This window comes from Bradyrhizobium sp. 40 (genome assembly GCF_023100925.1).
Taxonomy (GTDB): Bacteria; Pseudomonadota; Alphaproteobacteria; order Rhizobiales; family Xanthobacteraceae; genus Bradyrhizobium.
In genome coordinates, this window is the sequence record NZ_CP064688.1 from 7,105,237 (window position 1) to 7,125,404 (window position 20,168).

The following is a 20,168-nucleotide window of genomic DNA, read 5'->3' on the forward strand; positions in this document are numbered from 1 at the left end:
TCGCAATCGGTTCTGTCCAAGAGCACACGCTTGATGGAACCGCTGAACTGGCGTCGTTGGCCAGAGACCTATAAGAATAGCGGATTGAATATTTTGCGCTGCATTGCGAGAAGACCGGGGATGGACGAGGAGTTCAGGCATCGTCTCGAACAGCTCGAAAATCGCGTCGCGCTCCTGGAGAGGAATCAGGATCTCATTGCCGCCGGGCAAAGACGTTCCTCGCTTCGGAGCCTCTGGCGCCGCCCGCCGATGTGGACCTTCGAGCAATATCCGCCGCGCCTGCTCAACCTGACGGCTTTCCTGCCAGCACCTGCGATCCATTCGGGCGCGCCACGGATCGCGATGGTCACGCCGAGCTACAACCATGCGCAATATCTCGGCGCCACGATCGACAGCATCGTCAGCCAGAATTATCCGGACCTGTATTATCACGTGCAGGACGGCGGCTCGATCGACGGCACGCGCGATCTGCTGAAGGGGCGAGGCGATAGCCTGAGCTGGAGCAGCGAACCGGACAAGGGGCAATCCAGCGCGATCAATCTCGGCTTCGCCGGCGTCGAGAGCGAGATCATGGCCTATCTTAACAGCGACGACGTGCTGCTGCCCGGGACACTTGCCTATGTCGCAAATTACTTCATCGCACATCCGCATGTCGACGTCGTCTACGGCCATCGCGTCTTCATCGATCGCGAGGGACTCGAGGTCGGCCGCGCCGTGTTGCCGCCCCATGACGGCAAGGCGTTGCGATATGCCGACTACATTCCGCAAGAGACAATGTTCTGGCGCAAGCGCGTGTGGGACAGGATCGGGCCGATCGACGAGAGCTTGCACTACGCGATGGACTGGGACTTCATCCTGCGAGCGCAGGCCGCAGGATTCAAATTCGCACGCTTGCCGCGATTTCTCGCCTGCTTCCGAATCCATGACGCACAAAAGACGGCATCCACCTATGCGGTCGGCGTCAGGGAGATGGGCATCCTGCGGCGACGCATTCTCGGCTTCGAACCGACACAGATGCAGATCCGGCGCGCCATCGCTCCTTATCTGGCGAAGCAGTTGGCCTATCACTACGCCTACAAGCTCGGCATGCTGAGATATTGAACGACCGCGCAAGCAGTGATCCGAGGATGTCGATCAACAGGGCTTGACGCGCGCTCATTCCACCGCACGGCATACCCGCCCACGCGGTTGCCAGTCCGAAGAACTCGCCATAGAACAGAGCGACGCACCGCCAACAAGAACAACAGGTGAGGTCACACCATGGAAGCTCGCGTATCTGCCGCATCCGCTTCATCGCGCCCATGGTCTCCGCCGCCCGATGCCAGCGACATCGTCAAGGGCATCCACGCCATGCTGCATCCGCGCAACATCGTGTTGGTAGGCGCGACCGACAAGCCCGGCAACTATGCCGAGCGCATCTGGAACAATCTGGTCAAATACGGCTACGAAGGCGGGCTCTATCCGGTCAATGCCAAACGCGACACCGTCTGGGGTGTCCCCTGCTACAAGGACTTTGCAAGCCTCCCGGAAAAGCCCGACCACGTGCTGGTGCTGGTCCCGGCGCGCTTTGCCGTGCAGGTGATCCGCGATGCCGCCGCGGCCGGCGCGCGCTCGGCCACCATCGTCACCTCGGGCTTCAGCGAGTTGCAGGACGAGGAAAGCCAGAAGCTCGCCGCCGAACTGCAAGCGGCCGTGCGCGAGACGGGATTGGCGGTCACCGGCCCGAACTGCCTCGGCAATTTGAGCGCCGGCGAAAAGCTCTTCACCAATATCGACGACCGTATCGTCACTATGGAACAGGGCGCGGTGGCGATTGCCGGACAATCCGGTGCCATCGTCATGGCGATCCGCCAGGCCCTGGAAGATCGCGGCGTCGGGGTCGGCTACATGGTGACGACCGGCAACGAGGCCGGGCTCGAGACGCCGGACCTGATGCGCTATTTCGCCGAGGATCCGAGCATCAAGGTGATCGTGGTGTACCTCGAAGGCGTGCGCAACACCAAGGCATTCCGGGACGCCTGCAAGGCGGCCCGCGCCGCGAGCAAACCGGTGATCGCGCTCAAGCTCGGGGCGTCCGAGGGTGGCCGCGCGGCGGCGATGGCACACACCGGCGCGCTCGCGGGCTCGATCGAGACATTCGATGCCATTGCAACGCGCGAAGGGGTCATCAGGGTCGGCGGGCTCGACGAACTGATCGAGACCACCGAATGCTTCGTCCACGCCGCTGTGCCCAGGGGCGACCGGCTCGCTGCAGTGACGCTATCCGGCGGCAAGCGCGGCATGCTGATCGACGCCTTCGATGCAGAAGGCCTGAATTTTGCACCGCTCAGCTCGCACGTCGGTTCGGAGCTGGCAAAGATGCTCGGGCCGGGCTCGATCGTCGGCAACCCGCTCGACGCTGGCTTTGCCGCGGTGGTCGATCCCTCCGTCTACATGAAAACGATCGGGCTGATGATCGACGACCCCGATATCGACATCGTCATCATCGATGCCGAGCTGCCGAAAGCGCCGCACGAGCTGCGCGAGCGCAATCTGCGCATCGTCGACGAGATGGCGAGCCGGGCCGGCAAGCCGGTGATCTATATCAGCGCGATGTCGATCGGCTTTACCGAGTTCACCAAGAGCTTGCGCAAATCGCTGCCGCATCTCGCGGTCATGCAGGGCATGGATCGCGCGGTGACTGCGATCAAGTCGCTGCTCGACTACGCCAAGCTGCGCAAGGAAGTGCCCGACATCGTCTCCAGCTCGAAGCCCGCCGCACGTGCCGTGCTGGAGAAGGCACTGAAATCGGCAACCGGCGCCGCGCTTGACGAGGTCGCCTCGAAGAAGCTCTTGAAGGCCTATGGCATCCCGATCTCGAAGGAGGCGATCGCACAGACGGCAGCCGAGGCCGTGAAGATAGCCAAGCAGATCGGCTTCCCAGTCGTGGCCAAAGTCGTCAGCGCCGAGATCCTGCACAAATCAGATATCGGGGGCGTGGTGCTGAATCTCACCAGCGCGGCCGAAGTGAAAAAGGCGTTCGCCGACATCACCGCGCGGGTGAACAAGCTGAAGGGCAAGCCGAAGCTCGACGGCATCCTGATCGCGCAACAGGTCAAGGCCGATCTGGAACTCGTGGTCGGCGCCTCCCTCGATGCCGAGATGGGCCCGGTCGTGCTGTTCGGCACCGGCGGCATCGACATCGAGCTGATGAAGGATGTCGCGCTCGCCGGTGCGCCGCTGGACGAGGACGAGGCGCGGCTTCTGATCGGCCGCACCAAGGCCGGCATCAAGATGCGCGGCTATCGCGGCAAGCCGGCCTTGCACGAGGCCTCCGCGGTGAAGGCGCTGGTCGGCCTCTCCAACCTGATCGCGGATGCTGGTGACCGGATCGCCTCGATCGACGTCAATCCCTTCCTGATCAATGCCAAAACAGGCCTCGCCGTCGATGCCCTGATCGTGCTGAACAATGCTGCGGCCAAGCGCGCCGCTGGACATTGATGTCGCTGAGGGCGGATCGTCGTTGCGCTTCCGCCTTCGCTCTTCGAGCAACACCGGATAAGGCGTTAACCCGCCAAGCCTAACATTGCCGCCGACAGCCTCTTCCGGGCTGCTTCCAACTTCCCCGTTTTGGCCGTAAAATCACCCCGGCATGGCACGCGCGAGCAATCTGGTGATCGGAACGGCGACGCTGGCGGTGATCGCCGTGGCGTTCGGCGGCGTGCTCGGCGTGCAGAAATGGCGCACCCTCCAAAGCCGCAGCCAGTTGCGCGTGGTATTCGAGGGCGGCTCCGCCAGCGGATTGCGCCGCGGCGGGCCGGTCAATTTCGACGGTGTTCCCGCAGGCCAGATCGTGTCGATCAAGCTGGACAATCCGCGCAAGGTCGTGGCGCTGGTGATGCTCGACAATACCGCGCCGATCCGCAAGGACACGGTCGCGGGCATCGAGTTTCAGGGTCTCACCGGCGTCGCCGCGGTCTCGCTGATCGGCGGCGCGCCCTCGGCGCCGCCAGTGCCGCTGGACTCGGACGGCGTCCCCGTGCTGACCGCCGATCTCAGCGACGCCGAATCCATCGTCGACACCCTTCATAGTGTCGACCTCACCATCGTCAGCAACGCCCCGGCGATCAAGGAGGGCCTGCGCACGTTCGAGAACTACACCGCCGATCTCCGGAGCAAGGGCGGCGAAATCGATTCCGTCATGGCCAAGGTCGACAGCGCCTTCGCGGGCTTCGACAAGGCGGTCACAAAGATCGAAGGCGTAGTGCCCGGCTTTGCCGACGGCAAGGCGGATGAACTGTTCGAAAAGATCCAGGGATTGCACGAGCTCGCCGATACCATGAGGAAGAAATCGGCGAACTTCCTCGAAGACATCCGTCGCTCGCTGCTCGACGTCAGCGAGGCCGCCAACAAGATGAGCGGGACACCCACACCGGCCGCCGCTCCGCGCCCGCCGCGCAAGCCGGCGCAGCAGAAACGGTAGCGCCTACCACGCGTAGCGGACGACGCCCTTGCCGGCGTAGGAGCGGGTGACATTCGAGAACTCCCCCTCGAAAGTCGCCGACGCAGACCAGCCGTTCATCCAGCTCATCTGCACTGCCGCTGTGGTCAGCGCGGAATCGTGCGCCTGGGCGGCGCCGTTCACCACGAACGCGGATCCCGGCAACGTCTGGAAGACCGCACCGACGGTGCGATCCGGATTGTAGTCATGCGCCCAGGCGACGCGGCCGCGCAGGGTCATCAGGCCGCCGGCTGCGGCGAATGACCTGTCCGCGCGCAGGCCGAGCTCGGTGCGGGTGCTGGTCGCGTCCTTGGCGGCATAATTCAGCGCGAAGACGTTGCTGCCGACCACAGCGAACTCCGAATAGCTCGGAAGACTGAACACGGTGGCCTGGAGCGCCGCATAGGGCGTGAGGCCGATCCACTGCGAGGCATAGCGATAGCCGCCCTCGATACGGCCCGAGAGCGCGTTGGCGCTGAACTGCGCACGCAACTGGTCGACGCCGGCGGCGGTGACGATGCGGTTGGTCGTGACGTCCTGCCAGCCATAGGCCAGCGCGGCCGTTATGTAGGCCGGTCCTGCGTTGTGACGCACGAAGGCGCCGGCCTGGAACAGGTCGGAGCGACCCCAGCCGAGTCCGTTGACGTTGAAGCCGGTCGCCCCGCCCGCAAGCGCGAAGCCGGCGATCGTGGACGGCGAGAAGCGGTAGTCGAGGCCGACGGCGGTGCCGTAGACGCTGCTGCTGGTGTTGTTTGAGCCGAGGCCGGCATTGCCGTCGGTGGTCTGCGAGCCACCATAGCCGGCCGCCCACACGTCCCAGCGTTGTTCGAAACTCGTCGGCGGCGTCTTGCTATGGATCGAGGCAAGAGCGTCGCGCGCGTTCCTGTCGCGTGTGCCCTTGCCGGTCGCCGCATACGCATTCGCGCTCGTCTCGTCGGCGAAGGGCGTCGCACCCGGCGTCCCGTTGCGCCCCGCGCCAAACACGTCGGTGAGCAGGCCGAGGAACAGGTTCATCGCGTTGAAGGTCGTCTGCTGCGTGCCCGTCGCCGGTTCGCCGGAGGCCTGTGTCAGCCCCGTCGGCGAGAGATTCGCGAGAGCCACGGGGAGGCTGCCGGTCCGATTGAAGACGCTCGTCAGGGCGTTGGCGACATTCTGCTGATTGACGTTGAGACCTGTACCGTAGTTTAGCGAGAGATCCAGAAAGACGTTGTTGGGATCGTAGCTGAGGCTGGCCTTCAGGTTCGAAGACAGACCCGCGACGACCGGATTGAATTTGTCGGGAAGCGTCGTCGAAGTCAGGATCGTGTAGTGCTTCGCGATCGAGCCGGTCGGGACGACTGTGACCGTGGCCCCATTGAGCGTGGAGGTCCCCGTGGCGACCGCGATGCCGTTGCTCGTACCTGAGACCTGCACCATGTACGTAGACGCCGTCGTGAAGGTGAGATCGCCGTTCACGTTGAGCGTTCCGGTCGGGTTGCCCGGCGACAGCGTGCCCCCATTGACGTTGATGGTGTTGACGCTGCCGACTCCGCCGAATGTACCACCGGTCGCGACGCTTATATTGCCATTGATGGTGCCGACCAGCGTGAGCGTGCCGCCCAGCACATTCCAGTCCTGATTGCCCGTGCCGGTCACGGTCCAGTTCGAATTGTCGACCTTGTTGAAGGTCGAGAAGCCGTCATACTGGAGAAGGGGGCCGATCAGGTCGAGGTTGAACGTATCCTTGCCGATGCCGCCGAGCTGGAAGGTGTCGGCGCCAGTGCCGAGCACCAGGCCATTGATGATGCTGCCGGGTCCGAGCGTCAGTGTGTTGGGGCCGCAGACACAAAACTCGATTGCAGCAATTCCGGCCCCAGCGTTGATGGTCCCCGAGTTGAAGACGTTGGCCCCGCCGTTCGCGCTGATGCCGACACCGCCAGCACCGACGGTAATGGTGCCGGTATTGACGATCTGGTTTGTCGTTGTGAACGAGCTCACGTCGATGCCTAAGCCGGAATCGCCGACGGTGATCGTACCGCTGTTGATGATGGTGTTGGAATCACCGAGAGCTACGATGCCCTCGGCGAAATCGGCCCCTGTGATCCGTCCATTGTTGCTGATCGTGGAGGACAGGCCCGTAAACGCGATGCCCGCAGCGCCCAGACCCACGCCGATCGTCCCGTTTTGGTTGATCGCGGCCCGATTGCCCTGCACCGCAATGCCGGCGGACGTGCCGTCGCCCGATTTGATCGAACCACTATTGGTCACCTTTGCGTCATCACCGAACAAGGCGATGCCGACGCCAAAGTCGCTCGCCGTGATGGCGCCGAAATTGCTGACGGTTTGAAAATTACCTTGCATAAAGATGCCAGCGGCACTCTGCCCGACCGAGATCCTGCCGCTGGCCGCGTTGGTGACCGTGTTGTTATCCATGATCGCAACGATGCCGCCGGAGAAGCCGGAGGAATCGCCGACCTTGATCGCGCCTGCATTGGTCACAGTCGTGCCACCGAACGAAGCGTAAATCCCGATTGAATCGTCAAGGCCGGTGATGGTGCCCGTCGCGGCGTTGGTGATTGTGTTGCTCTGGACCGCGAAGATGCCCGCGCCCGACGCGCCGATGGACAGCGCACCGCTGTTGCTAACGCTATTGTTGTTTCCTACCGAGATCGCGCTGCCATGGTCGCCGGTGGTGACGGTCCCGGCATTGACAATGATGTTGTGATCGAGCGCGGAGATACCGAGGCCGTTATCAAGCACCGTGATGGCGCCGTTGTTGGTCACGGTGTTCGAATTGCCGCCATTGATGCCGGTGAGGCCCGAGCCCGCCGACACCGTGCCGTTGTTGGTGATGACGTTGGTGTCATTGACGTTGATCGCCGCCGTGCCGTTATCGTTGACGCTAGCACCAGTCAGCACATTTACGGTCAGATTGGTGACGCCGCCACCTGCCGCAAAGCCGTCGGCATCGGTGCCGCTACAGGTGACGGTCTGCCCGCTTGCCGCCGGGTCGGGCGCGCAGTCCGCCTGCGCAGGTATCGCCGATAGGCCGAGGCTGAGAACGACCACCACGACAGACGAAGCGACGGCGGCAAGGCGCAGCCCAATCCGACCAGCCGTCGGCGGCCTAAATTCCACTTTGATGCCCTCAGTCCAGCGCTCCCCAGCGGCGCCGCCGGCAAACTAGGCCGCCGGGCCCCTCCGTGGAACTACGGAATCGGTGGAATCGCTGGGGGGCAGCAAAACCGGACTGATTCAGCTGACCATGTTGCACCAGAGGCACGCTTTTCCGGCGCAGCTTGGTCGATCCACGACGTGTGCGTGTGCGGTTCGGTCGCAGTATTGACCGTCGTTCACATCAATGACTGATCATCTGGGGCGGCGTCGCGTCCCAATGGAAGCGAGCGGCACGCCTTCACACACTGGTTTGGGCAACGGCTCAGTAATTGGTGGGCGCCGCTTCATTCGGGATGCCGTCGATCGGGCATTCGGCGGTCCCGGGCGTCGCGCGCGTCATCGCCTCGACCATGTCCCTTGTGCCCTCGGGATCGGCAATCCAGTTCTTGTAGAAATCATAGGGGCAGGCCGCGACGCCCCGCGGGCTTTCGCCGGAATTGATCATGCCGGTGTAACCGCGATGGACCAGCTTGTAGAGATGGTTCTGCGACTGGCCGTTGCGGCGCGCATCGCGGATCAGATGCTTCGACAACTGGGCATATTGGATGCCGTAGTCCTCCTCGCCGCACTCGCCGAGGGTGCGGCCGTCGAAGCCGATGATCGCGGAGTGACCGAAGTAGGAATAAACCCCGTCGAAGCCGGCAGCGTTGGCGACCGCGACATAGACGTTGTTGGCCCACGCCATCGCCTTTGAAATCAGGATCTGCTGCTCCTTGGCCGGATACATGTAGCCCTGGCAGCGTACGATCAACTCGGCCCCTTTCATGGCGCAGTCGCGCCAGATCTCCGGGAAATTGCCGTCGTCGCAGATGATCAGGCTGACCTTCATCCCCTTCGGGCCGTCGGAGACATAGGTGCAATTGCCGGGATACCAGCCCTCGATCGGCACCCACGGCATGATCTTGCGGTACTTCTGTACGATCTCACCCTTGTCGTTCATCAGGATCAAGGTGTTGTAGGGCGCCTTGTGCGGATGCTCTTCGTGGCGTTCGCCCGTGAGCGAGAACACGCCCCACACCTTGGCCTTGCGGCAGGCCTCCGCAAAAATCGCGGTCTCTTCACCGGGCACCGCGCAAGCGGTCTCGTACATCTCCTTGGAGTCGTACATGATGCCCTGGGTGGAGTATTCCGGGAAGATTACCAGATCCATGCCGGGAAGGCCGACCTTCATGCCCACCACCATGTCGGCGATCTTGCGGGCGTTGTCGAGCACCTCGGCCTTGGTGTGCAGGCGGGGCATCTTGTAGTTGACCACCGCGACGCCGACAGTGTCGTTGCTGCTGGAGATGTCACCGTGAAGCATTGAATTGCTCCTCTACTGTGTTTGATATTGTTGCGTGAATCAGTGACTGATCATCCAGGGCCGCGCGGTCGGAAAGCCCTTGGCACCGCTCCTGGTCATGGTCACCAGCCGCGCCGGCTTTTTCTTGTCCGACGAGTTTTTTCCCGTGGAGCAGCAGCCGCACCCTGGGCCATGCGACGCCTTGTATTGCGCGAGCGTCTGCGGCGCGTGCGTGCTGCGCTCGTTGACTGCGTGAGCCGTGCGCGTCTCCGACGGCATGCAGAAGAAGTTCGGGGCGGTCAGAATGACGCGCGGCGCCATGATTTCACATTGCGGACAGACCTGCGGATCGTCGCATTCGGCCATCGGCCGCATATCCTTGAACGAACCGCAATCGTCACAGAGATATTCATAGACCGGCATCGCATCATCCCTACGCTGTTGTCTGTGAGAGAACTGTCGCGGCGGATGCGGGACGGCAGATACGCCGTCCCGCATCCCGTCGCGCAGGGATTACTTGTCCGGCGAGATCGGCATCTGGATATCGCCCTTGATGTGCTTGATAGGTCCTGCCGAGGACGGCATCACATCGAAATCGAAGATTTCCGTCGGCAGCCATAATGTGGCGCAGGCGTTGGGCACGTCGACCACACCGGAGATGTGGCCCTGAACCGGTGCGGTGCCGAGGATCGAATAAGCCTGGGCGCCGGAGTAGCCGAACTTCTTCAGATATTCGATCGCATTCAGGCAGGCCTGGCGATAGGCAATGGTAACATCGAGATAGTGCTGCTTGCCGGCCTCGTCGACCGAGATGCCTTCGAAGATCAGATAGTCCTTGTAGTTCGGGGTGATCGGCGACGGCTTGAAAATCGGATTCTTGACGCCGTACTTCGCCATGCCGTCCTTGATCACCTCGACCTTCAGATGCAGCCAACCAGCCATCTCGATCGCGCCGCAGAAGGTGATCTCGCCGTCCCCCTGGCTGAAGTGCAGATCGCCCATCGAGAGACCGGCACCCTGCATGTAGACCGGGAAGTAGATCTTCGAGCCGCGCGAGAGGTCCTTGATGTCGCAATTTCCGCCATGCTCACGCGGCGGCACGGTACGTGCGCCTTCAGCGCCGATCTTGTCCTTGACGTCACCCTTGGCGCGACCGCCATGAGCGGTCGGCGCGAATGGCGGGTTCGCCAGTCCAGGCACGCGGGTCGGGTTGGTCGCGATCAGCTCGGCCTCGCGCTTGTTCCAGGTGTCCAGCATCTTCGGATCGGGCAGACAGCCGATCAAGCCGGGATGGATCAGGCCGGCGAAGTTGACGCCCGGAATATGCCGCGACGAGGTGTAGAGGCCCTTGATGTCCCAGATCGACTTCTGCGCCAGCGGGAAATGGTCGGTGAGGAAGCCGCCGCCGTTCTGCTTGGAGAAGAAGCCGTTGAAACCCCACATGCTCTCCTTCATCGGGCCGACGTCGAGCAGGTCGACGACGAGCAGATCGCCGGGCTCCGCGCCCTTGACGCCGATCGGTCCGGACAGGAAGTGCACGATCGACAGATCGATGTCGCGCACATCGTCGGCGGAATCGTTGTTCTTGATGAAGCCGCCGGTCCAGTCGTAAGTCTCGATGATGAAATCGTCGCCGGGATTGACCCAGGCTACGATCGGAATGTCGGGGTGCCAGCGGTTATGCACCATGTCATTTTCATAGGCCGACTTGGTGAGATCGACCTTGATCAGTGTCTCTGGCATCGAGATGCTCCCCTTTTACACGGTTGGTTAGACGGACAGATATTTCGAGACCTGCGCGGCATCGACGGCGTCGCGCGGATCGTCACGGACGATCTCGCCGTTCTCGATCACCAGCACACGGTCGGCGATATCGAGCGCGAAGCTCAGGACCTGCTCGGACACGACGATCGAAAGCCCCTTCTCGTCGCGGATGCGCTTGAGCGTGCGCGCCATCTCCTTGATGATCGACGGCTGGATACCTTCGGTCGGCTCGTCCAGCAGCAGCACTTTTGGCTTGGTCGCCAGCGCGCGAGCGATCGCGAGCTGCTGCTGCTGGCCGCCGGAGAGATTGCCGCCACGGCGGTCCTTCATCTCCAGCAGCACCGGAAACAGTTCGTAGATGTCGCCGGGCACCTCGGTTCCGCCGGAGACCACGAGGCCGGTCTCGATGTTCTCCTTCACCGTCATGGTGGAGAAGATCATGCGGCCCTGCGGTACATAGGCGAGGCCCTTGGCGACGCGCGCGTAGCTCGGCAAGGCACCGAGCTCGGCGCCCTCCATGGTCACCGAGCCGCTCTTCGCCGGCAGGATGCCCATCAGCGATTTCATCAGCGTGGTCTTGCCCATGCCGTTGCGGCCCATGATCGCCACGATCTCGTTGGGCGCGACCTTGACGTTGAGCCCGTGCAGCACCTCGCTCTGACCGTAGGCGACGTGAAGATCAGAAATAGCCAGCATCGTCGCGCTCCTTAGTGACCGAGGTAAACTTCGACGACCTTGGGATCGTTCTTCACCTTCTCCATGGTCCCTTCCGAGAGGATCTGGCCCTGGTGAAGCACGGTGACCTTGTGCGCGATGTCCTCGACGAACTTCATGTCGTGCTCGATGACGAGCACCGAGCGGTTTTTGATGATGCGGTTGAGCAGCTCGGCGGTCTTGGCGCGTTCGGACACGCTCATCCCGGCGACGGGCTCGTCGAGCATCAGCAGGTCCGGATCCTGGATCAGCAGCATGCCGATTTCGAGCCATTGCTTCTGGCCATGACTGAGCTCGGAGGCATAGGTGTTGAGCTTGTCCTTGAGGAAAATCATCTCGGCGACCTCTCCGACGCGTGACCTCACCGGCTGGTCACGCTGGAAAGTGAGTGAGCCGAATACGGTGCGGCCGCGCGGAAACGAGATCTCGAGATTTTCGAACACGGTGAGGTCTTCGAACACCGACGGCGTCTGGAACTTGCGGCCGACGCCGGCCTTGACGATCTCGTTCTCCTTCAGCTTGGTCAGCTCGGTACCGCGAAACTGGATCGAGCCTTCGGTCGCCTTGGTCTTGCCGCAGATCAGGTCGAGCACCGTGGTCTTGCCGGCCCCATTGGGGCCGATGATGACGCGGATCTCGTTCTCCTCAATATAAAACGAGAGATCGTTGACCGCCTTGAAGCCGTCGAAGGAAACCGTCAGTCCGGAGACCGCGAGCAGGAATTCCTTCGGCTGATGACCGACGAGCATGATCTATCTCCTCACTGCCAGCTTGGCATCGGCATCGTGATGACCGACGAGCATGATGGTCTCCTCACTCTGCGGGTGCGCCGTCGGCAACCGAATTGTCGGTCCAGCCCGGCTTCTTGCGCGAGGCGAACAGGCGGTCGATGCGCGGCTGCACATAGTCGGCCCAGAGCCCCGACAGACCGTTCGGGAAAGCGAGCACGACCGCGATGAACAGCGCGCCGAGACCAAACAGCCAGAGTTGCGGAAAGGATTCCGACAGGCTGGTCTTGGCGAAGTTCACCAGAATGGCCCCCCATATCGCGCCAAAGATCGACATCCGTCCGCCGACCGCGGTGTAGATCACCATCTCGATCGACGGCACGATGCCGACAAAGGACGGCGACATGAAACCGACATTGAGCGCGAACATGGCCCCGCCGATCGCGGCGAAAACCGCGGCCATACAGAACGCAAAGATCTTGAAGTTGGCGACGCTGTAGCCGGAGAAGCGGACGCGGTCTTCCTGTTCGCGCATAGCCACCAGGATGCGGCCGAGCTTGGTCAGGCGGATGAACTGCGCGATGCCGATGCAGGCGAACAGCAGCACCACTTCGACGAAGTACAGGATGACCTTGGCGTGGTCGGGCCGGATGTCCCATCCCTTGAGGGTGCGCAGGTCGGTCATGCCGTTGATCCCGCCGGTGTAACCCTGCTGGCCCACGATCAGGATGGTGAGGATGGCCGCCACCGCCTGGGTGATGATGGCAAAGTAGGTGCCGCCGACGCGGCGCTTGAACATCGCAGTGCCGATGATCAGCGCGAAGATGCCGGGGACCAGGATGATGGCGAGGATGGTGAAGGCGAGACTGTGAAACGGCTGCCAGAACAGCGGCAGTGACGTGATCTGATTCCAGTCCATAAAGTCCGGGATGCCTGGCGTCGACTGGATCTTGGTATTCTCGACGCTGGAGGCCTCCAGCTTGAGGAACATCGCCATGCAATAGCCGCCGAGGCCGAAGAACACGCCCTGCCCCAGACTGAGAATGCCGCCGTAACCCCAGCACAGCACCAGACCGAGCGCGACGAAGGCGTAGGTCAGATATTTCGCGACAAGGTTGAGACGGAACACATCCAGCGAGAGCGGCAGGATCACGAACAGCACAGCGGCGAGCACGAGGAAGCCCATGAGCTCGGATCGATTGAAGAAGCGTGAGTTGATGACCATGACTTGCCTGCTTCTTGTTATTTGCGGACCTTGAGGGCGAAGAGACCCTGCGGCCGCAGCATCAGGATTCCGACAACGGCAAGCAGCGTCAGCACCTTGGCCATCGAGCCCGACAGGAAGAACTCGAGGGTCGATTGGGTCTGCGAGATCGAGAAGGCCGATGCGATGGTGCCGAGCAGGCTTGCCGCGCCCCCGAACACGACCACGAGGAACGTATCGACGATGTAGAGCTGTCCGGAGGTCGGCCCAGTCGAGCCGATCATCGTGAAGGCGCTCCCGGCGACACCGGCAATGCCGCAGCCGAGGCCGAAAGTGTAGCGATCCACCTTTTCGGTGTTGATGCCGACGGCTCCGGCCATGATGCGGTTCTGCACGACGGCGCGCACCTGCCGGCCCCAGCGCGATTTGTACATTACGTAGGCGACGCCCACGGTGATCAGGACGGTGAGGCACATCACGAAGACGCCGTTGATCGGCACTTCGATGCTGTCGGTCACGTGCAGCGAGCCAAGCATCCATTGCGGCAGCTCGACGCCGACCTCGCGCGCGCCGAACACGGAGCGATAGGCCTGTTGCAGGATCAGGCTGAGGCCCCAGGTCGCAAGCAGCGTGTCGAGCGGGCGCTTGTAGAGGTGCCGTATCAGCACCCATTCCACCACCATCCCCAACGCACCGGATGCGACAAAGGCCAGGATCATCGCGAGGAAGAAGTAGCCGCTGAACAGACTCGGCAAATAGGATTGGAAGAAGCTCGAGGTCATCCAGGTGACGTAGGCCCCGAGGATCATGAACTCGCCATGGGCCATGTTGATGACGCCCATCTGGCCGAAGATGATCGCAAGTCCCAGCGCCATCAGGACGTAGACGGAGAACAGGATCAGTCCTGCAAAGCCCTGCATGACGAAGATGGAGCCAAGGTCACCAAGCGAGTAGTCGCCGAACATCGATGTCCTCCGTCGGGAAAGGGTCCCGCGTCGCGAACCTGCTCGCGACGCGGGGGTCTTGGGCGTGGATTTGCGGTCCACGCCAGGGAGAGGTTTTGTCTGAAAGGGAAACGGCGACGAACGCCGTGACTGACTGATAGCTCTCGTCTTACTGGTAGCCCTTGGGGAACGGATCCGGCTCGACCAGATCAGCGGTCTCGTAGATCAGTTCGAACTGGCCATCGAGCTTGGCGCGTCCCACCCGGGTCTTCGACCAGAGGTGATGATTTTCGTGGATGCGCACATAGCCTTCCGGAGCGCCCTTGAACTCGATGCCTGGCGATGCCGCCGCGATCTTGTCGATGTCGAAGGAGCCCGCCTTCTCCACCGTCAACTTCCACAGCCACGGGCCGAGATAGGCAGCCTGGGTGACGTCTCCGATCACGGTCTTCTCGCCCCACATTTTCTTGAACGCCGGGACGAAGGTCTTGTTGTTCGGATTGTCGAGCGACTGGAAGTACTTCATGCAGGCATAGGCACCCGCGATGTTCTCGCCGCCGATGCCATCGATCTCGTCTTCCGTCACCGAGATCGTCAGCAGCGCCTGCTTGGAGAGATCAATACCGGCCGCCTTGAGCTGCTTGTAGAACGCGACGTTCGAACCGCCGACCACGTCGGTGAAGATCACGTCTGGCTTGGTCAGCTTGATCTTGTTGATGACCGAATTGAACTGGGTGTTGCCGAGCGGATAATACTCTTCGCCGACGACCTTGCCCTTCAGCACGTTCTCGACATGCTTGCGCGCGATCTTGTTCGAGGTGCGCGGCCAGATGTAGTCAGAGCCGATGAAGAAGAACGACTTCGCACCCTTCTCCTTGGCGATCCAGTTCAGGCCGGCGAGGATCTGCTGAGTGGCTTCCTGGCCGGTATAGATCACGTTCTTGGACTGCTCGAGACCTTCGTAGAAGGTCGGGTAGTAGAGCATGCCGTTGTACTGCTCCATGACGGGCAGCACGGCCTTTCGGGACGCCGAGGTCCAGCAGCCCATGATCGCCGCGACCTTGTCGTTGACCAGCAATTTCTTGGCCTTTTCGGCAAAGGTCGGCCAGTCGCTGGCGCCGTCTTCCTGGATGAACTTGATTTTGCGCCCGAGCACGCCGCCCATGGCATTGATCTGCTCGATGGCGAGCTTTTCGGCCTCGATCGAGCCGGTCTCGGAGATCGCCATGGTGCCGGTCGCCGAATGCAGGATGCCGACCGTCACCTCGGTGTCGGTGACCGCGAGGCCCGTGGTATTGACCGCCGAGGTCGCCGGGGCCTGCGCAAAAGATGCTCGCGGCAGCATGGTGATGGCCGGCACGGCCGCCATTCCCATCAATAATTTGCGCCGGAGCGGCGATAACAGGCCCTTGTTCGCTTCGTCTGACATGAGCACCCCACTGTTGTTCGAGGACACGCGATTGGTGCCGTGAGGATGGCTCGAATTTGTGCACTGCAAGCATACGCAAGATCGCGTATACTGCACCGCAAAATGACGACGTAGGCTTTTGGTACGGGTTTTGCGAGGGGTCCGGCGCGTTCGGGAGTAGGAGTGGGGCTGAAGTGGCAGGGCGGCAGCGAATAGATCGCGTCAGGCGCCAGTACAACCAATGGGTCGCCAACCAGACGCTGGAAGACTACGCGCTGCGCTTCACCGCCAAGAGCGCGCGCCGGTGGTCCGCCGCCCGCGTCGCCAACACTGCACTGGGCGCCATCTCCTTTCTCGCGCTGGAGGCGATCGGCGGCACCATCACCCTGAACTACGGCGTTACCAACGCCACCGCCGCGATCCTCGTCGTCTCCACCATCATCTTCTGCTGCGGCGTCCCGATTGCCTATTATGCCGCCAAATGCGGCATCGACATTGACCTGCTTACCCGCGGCGCCGGCTTTGGCTATATCGGCTCGACCGTCACCTCGCTGATCTACGCCTCCTTCACCTTCATCTTCTTCGCCATCGAAGCGGTAATCCTGGCGACCGCGCTCGAGATGTGCTTCGGCATTCCGCGCCCGATCGGGTACCTCATCAGCGCGGTCGCGATCATCCCGCTTGTCACCTACGGCATCACGCTGATCAGCCGCTTCCAGCTCTGGACGCAGCCGATCTGGATCATCCTGCACATCCTGCCCTTCGCGGCGATCGCCTGGGCCAACCCTTACTCGTTCACGGAGTGGCGCAAATTCGCCGGCGAGCACGGCGACCCCAGCGGACATTTCGATCTGCTGCTGTTTGGTGTCGCATCCTCCGTGGTGTTTTCGCTGGTGGCCCAGATCGGCGAGCAGGTCGATTTCCTCAGGTTTCTGCCACGCGACCGCCGCACGTCGCGAACGTCGTGGTGGGCCGCCCTTCTGATCGCCGGCCCCGGCTGGATCATCTTCGGCGCGCTGAAACTGCTGCTGGGCTCGTTTCTCGCCTTCTTCGCGCTGAGCCACGGCCTCTCCAGCGAGCTGGCGGCCGAGCCTGCGCACATGTATCTCGAAGCGTTTCGCTACGTGCTGTCGCAGCCGGACATGGCCTTGGCACTCACCGGCGCGTTCGTGATCCTGTCGCAGCTCAAGATCAACGTCACCAACGCCTATGCAGGCTCGATCGCCTGGTCGAACTTCTTCTCGCGTCTGACGCATAGCCATCCGGGCCGGGTCGTCTGGCTGGTGTTCAACGTGATGGTGGCGTTGCTGCTGATGGAGATCGGCGTCTACAAGGCGCTGGAGCAGACGCTCGCGCTCTACTCCAATGTCGCGATCGCCTGGGTTGGCGCGCTGGTGTCCGATCTCGTGGTCAACAAGCCGCTCGGCCTGCGCCCACCGCAGATGGAGTTCAAGCGCGCCCATCTCTACGATATCAACCCGGTCGGCGTCGGCGCGATGACGATCGCGACCATCGTCTCGATCGCGGCATTCTACGGCCTGTTCGGCTCGACCATGAAAGCGCTCGCGGCCTTCGTCGCACTGACGGTCGCCTTCGTCACCGCGCCCGTCATTGCCTGGCTCACCGACGGAAAATACTACATCGCGCGCAAGCCGAAGAGGAGCTGGGCCAATATCGAATCGATCCAGTGCTGTATCTGCGAGCACCATTTCGAGCCGGAGGACATGACCTCCTGTCCTGCCTATGCCGGCCCGATCTGCTCGCTATGCTGCTCGCTCGACGCGCGCTGCCACGATTTGTGCAAACCGCATGCGCGCGCGCAGGTGCAGTTCGCCGACGCGCTCGCCAGGATCTTGCCGCAGGCGATCTATCAGCGGATCAACTCGCAGTTCGGCCATTACATCGGTGTGTTCGTGGTCTCCGCGGGCCTCGTCGCGCTGGTACTAGGGCTGATCTACCTCCAGACCTCGGTCAGCGTGCCCGGCGAGAACATGCTCGTCTCCAACGTGCTCTGGAAGGTGTTCTTCTCGCTCAGCATCATCATCGGCGTGGTCGCCTGGCTGTTCGTGCTGGCGCAGCAGAGCCGACGGGCCGCCGAGGCCGAGACCCGGCGCCAGACCACGCTGCTGATCCAGGAGATCGACGCGCACAAGCGCACCGACGCCGAGCTCCAGCGCGCCAAGGAAATCGCCGAATCCGCCAACCTCGCCAAGAGCCGCTACGTGGTGGGCCTGAGCCACGAGCTGCGCTCGCCGCTGAATGCTATCAGCGGCTATGCCCAACTCCTGGAGCAGGACACCACGCTCAACACCAAGCCGCGCGACCAGGTCCGCGTCGTCCGCCGCAGCGCCGATCACCTCTCCGGCCTGATCGACGGCATTCTGGACATCTCCAAGATCGAGGCGGGGCGGCTGTACCTGTCGCGCGACGAGGTGCGCCTGACCGAGTTCCTCGACCAGCTCGTCGGCATGTTCCGCCTTCAAGCCGCTGCCAAGAGCATCGACTTCGTGTTCAGGCGGCCGGCGCATTTGCCGGTCGTGGTCTATGCCGACGAGAAGCGGCTGCGCCAGGTGCTGATCAATCTGCTGTCCAACGCGATCAAATTCACCCAGGCCGGCAGCGTGCAGTTCGTGGTGCACTATCGCAGCCCGGTCGCGGAATTCGAGGTGATCGACACCGGCCCCGGCATCCAGGGCGACGATCTCGAACGCATCTTCGCACCCTTTGAACGCGGTGCGCTCGGTGTCTCGCAGCCGCAGACCGGCACCGGGCTGGGCCTGACCATCAGCCGGCTGCTCGCCGGCGTCATGGGCGGCGACATCAAGGTCTCGAGCACGGTCGGCAGCGGCAGCACGTTCAAGGTCAAGATGCTGCTCTCGGAAGTCACCAATCCGCAGCGTATTGCGCCGGTGGAGGCCCCAATCTCAGGCTATCACGGCGCGCGCAAGACCATCCTCATCACCGACGACGATCCCGTGCATCGCGACCTCCTGCGCGAGGTGTTGACACCACTCGGCTTCATCCTGCTCAGCGCGCCCGACGGCCCCGGCTGCCTGGCGCTGGCCCAACACTGCCGGCCCGATCTGTTCCTGCTCGACATCTCCATGCCGGGCATGGACGGCTGGACGGTCGCGGAGACGCTACGCGCCAACGGCCACCATCAGGCGCGCATCCTGATGGTGTCTGCCAGCGCGCTCGAGGCCCACGGCACACCGCTGGCACAGCCTTTCCACGATGGCTATCTGATGAAGCCGATCGACATTCCCAGGCTTTTGGAAAGCATCCGCCAGCTTCTCAAGGTCGAATGGCAATACGGCTCGGAGGAGATCGCCGTGCCGCTGTGGCGGCCGGAGAGCGGCTCGCGACCGCCGGTACAACACATCGAGGCGCTGATCGGGCTCGGTCAGATCGGCTACGTCAAGGCTATCCAGTTGAAGCTGGACGAGATCGGCAGCGAGCACCCTGAACATGCCGACTTCGTCGCGGAAATGCGGTCGCTGATCGACCGCTTCGATCTCGACCAGTACATGGCCACATTGAAGACGTTGCATGCGTATGAGCACTGAGTCGAAAAAGCGCGACGTCGCGCTCGTTGTCGACGACTCCCCGGAGACGCTGCGGCTGCTTACCGACGCGCTCGACAGCGCAGGGATGACGGTGATGGTGGCGCTCGACGGCGCAGCCGCGATGCGCATCGTCGACCAGATCACGCCTGACATCGTGCTGCTCGACGCGGTGATGCCGGGCATGGACGGGTTCGAGACCTGCCGCCGCCTCAAGCGTGATGCGGGCCTTGCCAATGTCCCGGTGATCTTCATGACGGGGCTCGCCGAGACCGAGCACATCGTGCGCGGGCTGGAGGCCGGCGGCGTCGACTACGTGACCAAGCCGATCGTGATCGAGGAGATGCTGGCGCGCATCCGCGTTCATCTCGGCAACGCGCGGATGACGCAGAGCGCGCGCGCCGCGCTCGACGTCTCCGGCCGATTCTTGTTCGCGGTCAACCGCCAGGGCAAATTGTTGTGGGCGACCCCGCAGGCGCAGAAGCTGCTGGCAGACCACCACGGCGCGCAGGCCGAGGACGACTTCGTCCTGCCGGTACCATTGCTGCAATGGCTGGAGCAGGCGAAGGGCAAGGGCAGCTCGAAGTCTCAGGCGGCTTCCTTGCCCGACAGTCCTCAGCTCCGCCTGTACTACATGGGCGAGACCGCGCCGAACGAGTTCCTGCTGCGACTCTCCCGGGAGTCCGGCACCGCGCCGCCACCCGAATTCACCAGCGAGCTTGGCCTCACCACCCGCGAAGGCGAGGTGCTGGCCTGGCTCAGCAAGGGCAAGACCAACCGCGACATCGCGCAGATTTTGGGCTTGAGCCCGCGCACGGTCGACAAGCATCTCGAGCAGATCTACTCCAAGCTCGGCGTCGAGAACCGGACGGCGGCTGCGGCGATTGCGACGAATGCGACAAGAAGGAATTCGTAGTTTTGCTGC

Annotated in this window: 14 protein-coding genes; 5 read left to right on the top strand and 9 right to left on the bottom strand. The window is 62.7% G+C overall.

Annotated features, from left to right (window positions below):
• Positions 1 to 120 precede the first annotated feature (120 nt).
• The 3 genes from IVB40_RS34020 to IVB40_RS34030 all read left to right on the top strand — a co-directional run bounded on the left by IVB40_RS34020 (position 121) and on the right by IVB40_RS34030 (position 4,462).
• Positions 121 to 1,101 (top strand): glycosyltransferase family 2 protein, encoded by a 981-nt coding sequence (locus IVB40_RS34020; protein WP_247817622.1) that lies wholly within the window; start codon positions 121 to 123, stop codon positions 1,099 to 1,101.
• 159 nt (positions 1,102 to 1,260) lie between these two features.
• Positions 1,261 to 3,480: an acetate--CoA ligase family protein gene (locus tag IVB40_RS34025; RefSeq protein WP_247817623.1), complete on the top strand. Its 2,220-nt coding sequence runs from the start codon at positions 1,261 to 1,263 to the stop codon at positions 3,478 to 3,480.
• Between the two features lie 151 nt (positions 3,481 to 3,631).
• Positions 3,632 to 4,462, top strand: coding sequence for an MlaD family protein (locus IVB40_RS34030; RefSeq protein WP_247357538.1), 831 nt, complete (start codon positions 3,632 to 3,634; stop codon positions 4,460 to 4,462).
• Positions 4,463 to 4,465: 3 nt separating this feature from the next.
• Here IVB40_RS34030 and IVB40_RS34035 read toward each other — a convergent pair whose 3' ends face one another.
• The 9 genes from IVB40_RS34035 to urtA all read right to left on the bottom strand — a co-directional run bounded on the left by IVB40_RS34035 (position 4,466) and on the right by urtA (position 15,701).
• Entirely contained in the window at positions 4,466 to 7,597 is a 3,132-nt protein-coding gene (locus IVB40_RS34035) for an autotransporter domain-containing protein (RefSeq protein ID WP_247817624.1), read from the bottom strand.
• 301 nt (positions 7,598 to 7,898) lie between these two features.
• Positions 7,899 to 8,939 carry an aliphatic amidase gene (locus IVB40_RS34040; protein ID WP_247817625.1) on the bottom strand — a complete coding sequence of 347 codons (1,041 nt, stop codon included), beginning with the start codon at positions 8,937 to 8,939 and terminating at the stop codon, positions 7,899 to 7,901.
• A 39-nt stretch (positions 8,940 to 8,978) separates the two neighbouring features.
• On the bottom strand, positions 8,979 to 9,341 hold the full coding sequence (locus IVB40_RS34045; protein WP_247817626.1) for a zinc ribbon domain-containing protein: 363 nt from the start codon (positions 9,339 to 9,341) through the stop codon (positions 8,979 to 8,981).
• A 90-nt stretch (positions 9,342 to 9,431) separates the two neighbouring features.
• Positions 9,432 to 10,661, bottom strand: coding sequence for a formamidase (gene fmdA, locus IVB40_RS34050; RefSeq protein WP_247817627.1), 1,230 nt, complete (start codon positions 10,659 to 10,661; stop codon positions 9,432 to 9,434).
• Positions 10,662 to 10,688: 27 nt separating this feature from the next.
• A complete protein-coding gene (gene urtE, locus IVB40_RS34055; protein WP_247817628.1) occupies positions 10,689 to 11,378 on the bottom strand; it encodes an urea ABC transporter ATP-binding subunit UrtE in 690 nt (229 codons plus the stop codon).
• 11 nt (positions 11,379 to 11,389) lie between these two features.
• Entirely contained in the window at positions 11,390 to 12,145 is a 756-nt protein-coding gene (urtD, locus tag IVB40_RS34060) for an urea ABC transporter ATP-binding protein UrtD (RefSeq protein ID WP_027565998.1), read from the bottom strand.
• Between the two features lie 64 nt (positions 12,146 to 12,209).
• The gene (urtC, locus tag IVB40_RS34065) at positions 12,210 to 13,349 is read right to left on the bottom strand and encodes an urea ABC transporter permease subunit UrtC (RefSeq protein ID WP_027565999.1); all 1,140 of its coding nucleotides are present in this window, start codon (positions 13,347 to 13,349) and stop codon (positions 12,210 to 12,212) included.
• 17 nt (positions 13,350 to 13,366) lie between these two features.
• Positions 13,367 to 14,293 (bottom strand): urea ABC transporter permease subunit UrtB, encoded by a 927-nt coding sequence (gene urtB, locus IVB40_RS34070; RefSeq protein WP_247817629.1) that lies wholly within the window; start codon positions 14,291 to 14,293, stop codon positions 13,367 to 13,369.
• A 148-nt stretch (positions 14,294 to 14,441) separates the two neighbouring features.
• Positions 14,442 to 15,701 (bottom strand): urea ABC transporter substrate-binding protein, encoded by a 1,260-nt coding sequence (gene urtA, locus IVB40_RS34075; RefSeq protein WP_018455941.1) that lies wholly within the window; start codon positions 15,699 to 15,701, stop codon positions 14,442 to 14,444.
• 173 nt (positions 15,702 to 15,874) lie between these two features.
• Here urtA and IVB40_RS34080 point away from each other — a divergent pair, with 173 nt between their 5' ends.
• Positions 15,875 to 19,246, top strand: a complete 3,372-nt coding sequence (locus IVB40_RS34080) for an ATP-binding protein (protein WP_247357533.1) — start codon at positions 15,875 to 15,877, stop codon at positions 19,244 to 19,246.
• Positions 19,230 to 20,159: a response regulator transcription factor gene (locus tag IVB40_RS34085; RefSeq protein ID WP_247463879.1), complete on the top strand. Its 930-nt coding sequence runs from the start codon at positions 19,230 to 19,232 to the stop codon at positions 20,157 to 20,159. The genes IVB40_RS34080 and IVB40_RS34085 overlap by 17 nt, the downstream gene beginning before the upstream one ends.
• The last annotated feature ends 9 nt before the right edge of the window (positions 20,160 to 20,168 follow it).

Excerpts from the sequence above, each read along its gene's own strand:
- IVB40_RS34020 (WP_247817622.1), top strand. The coding sequence starts at position 121 with ATGGACGAGGAGTTCAGGCATCGTCTCGAACAGCTCGAAAATCGCGTC.
- IVB40_RS34025 (WP_247817623.1), top strand. The coding sequence starts at position 1,261 with ATGGAAGCTCGCGTATCTGCCGCATCCGCTTCATCGCGCCCATGGTCT.
- IVB40_RS34030 (WP_247357538.1), top strand. The coding sequence starts at position 3,632 with ATGGCACGCGCGAGCAATCTGGTGATCGGAACGGCGACGCTGGCGGTG.
- IVB40_RS34040 (WP_247817625.1), bottom strand. The coding sequence starts at position 8,939 with ATGCTTCACGGTGACATCTCCAGCAGCAACGACACTGTCGGCGTCGCG.
- IVB40_RS34045 (WP_247817626.1), bottom strand. The coding sequence starts at position 9,341 with ATGCCGGTCTATGAATATCTCTGTGACGATTGCGGTTCGTTCAAGGAT.
- fmdA (WP_247817627.1), bottom strand. The coding sequence starts at position 10,661 with ATGCCAGAGACACTGATCAAGGTCGATCTCACCAAGTCGGCCTATGAA.
- urtE (WP_247817628.1), bottom strand. The coding sequence starts at position 11,378 with ATGCTGGCTATTTCTGATCTTCACGTCGCCTACGGTCAGAGCGAGGTG.
- urtD (WP_027565998.1), bottom strand. The coding sequence starts at position 12,145 with ATGCTCGTCGGTCATCAGCCGAAGGAATTCCTGCTCGCGGTCTCCGGA.
- urtC (WP_027565999.1), bottom strand. The coding sequence starts at position 13,349 with ATGGTCATCAACTCACGCTTCTTCAATCGATCCGAGCTCATGGGCTTC.
- urtB (WP_247817629.1), bottom strand. The coding sequence starts at position 14,293 with ATGTTCGGCGACTACTCGCTTGGTGACCTTGGCTCCATCTTCGTCATG.
- urtA (WP_018455941.1), bottom strand. The coding sequence starts at position 15,701 with ATGTCAGACGAAGCGAACAAGGGCCTGTTATCGCCGCTCCGGCGCAAA.
- IVB40_RS34085 (WP_247463879.1), top strand. The coding sequence starts at position 19,230 with ATGCGTATGAGCACTGAGTCGAAAAAGCGCGACGTCGCGCTCGTTGTC.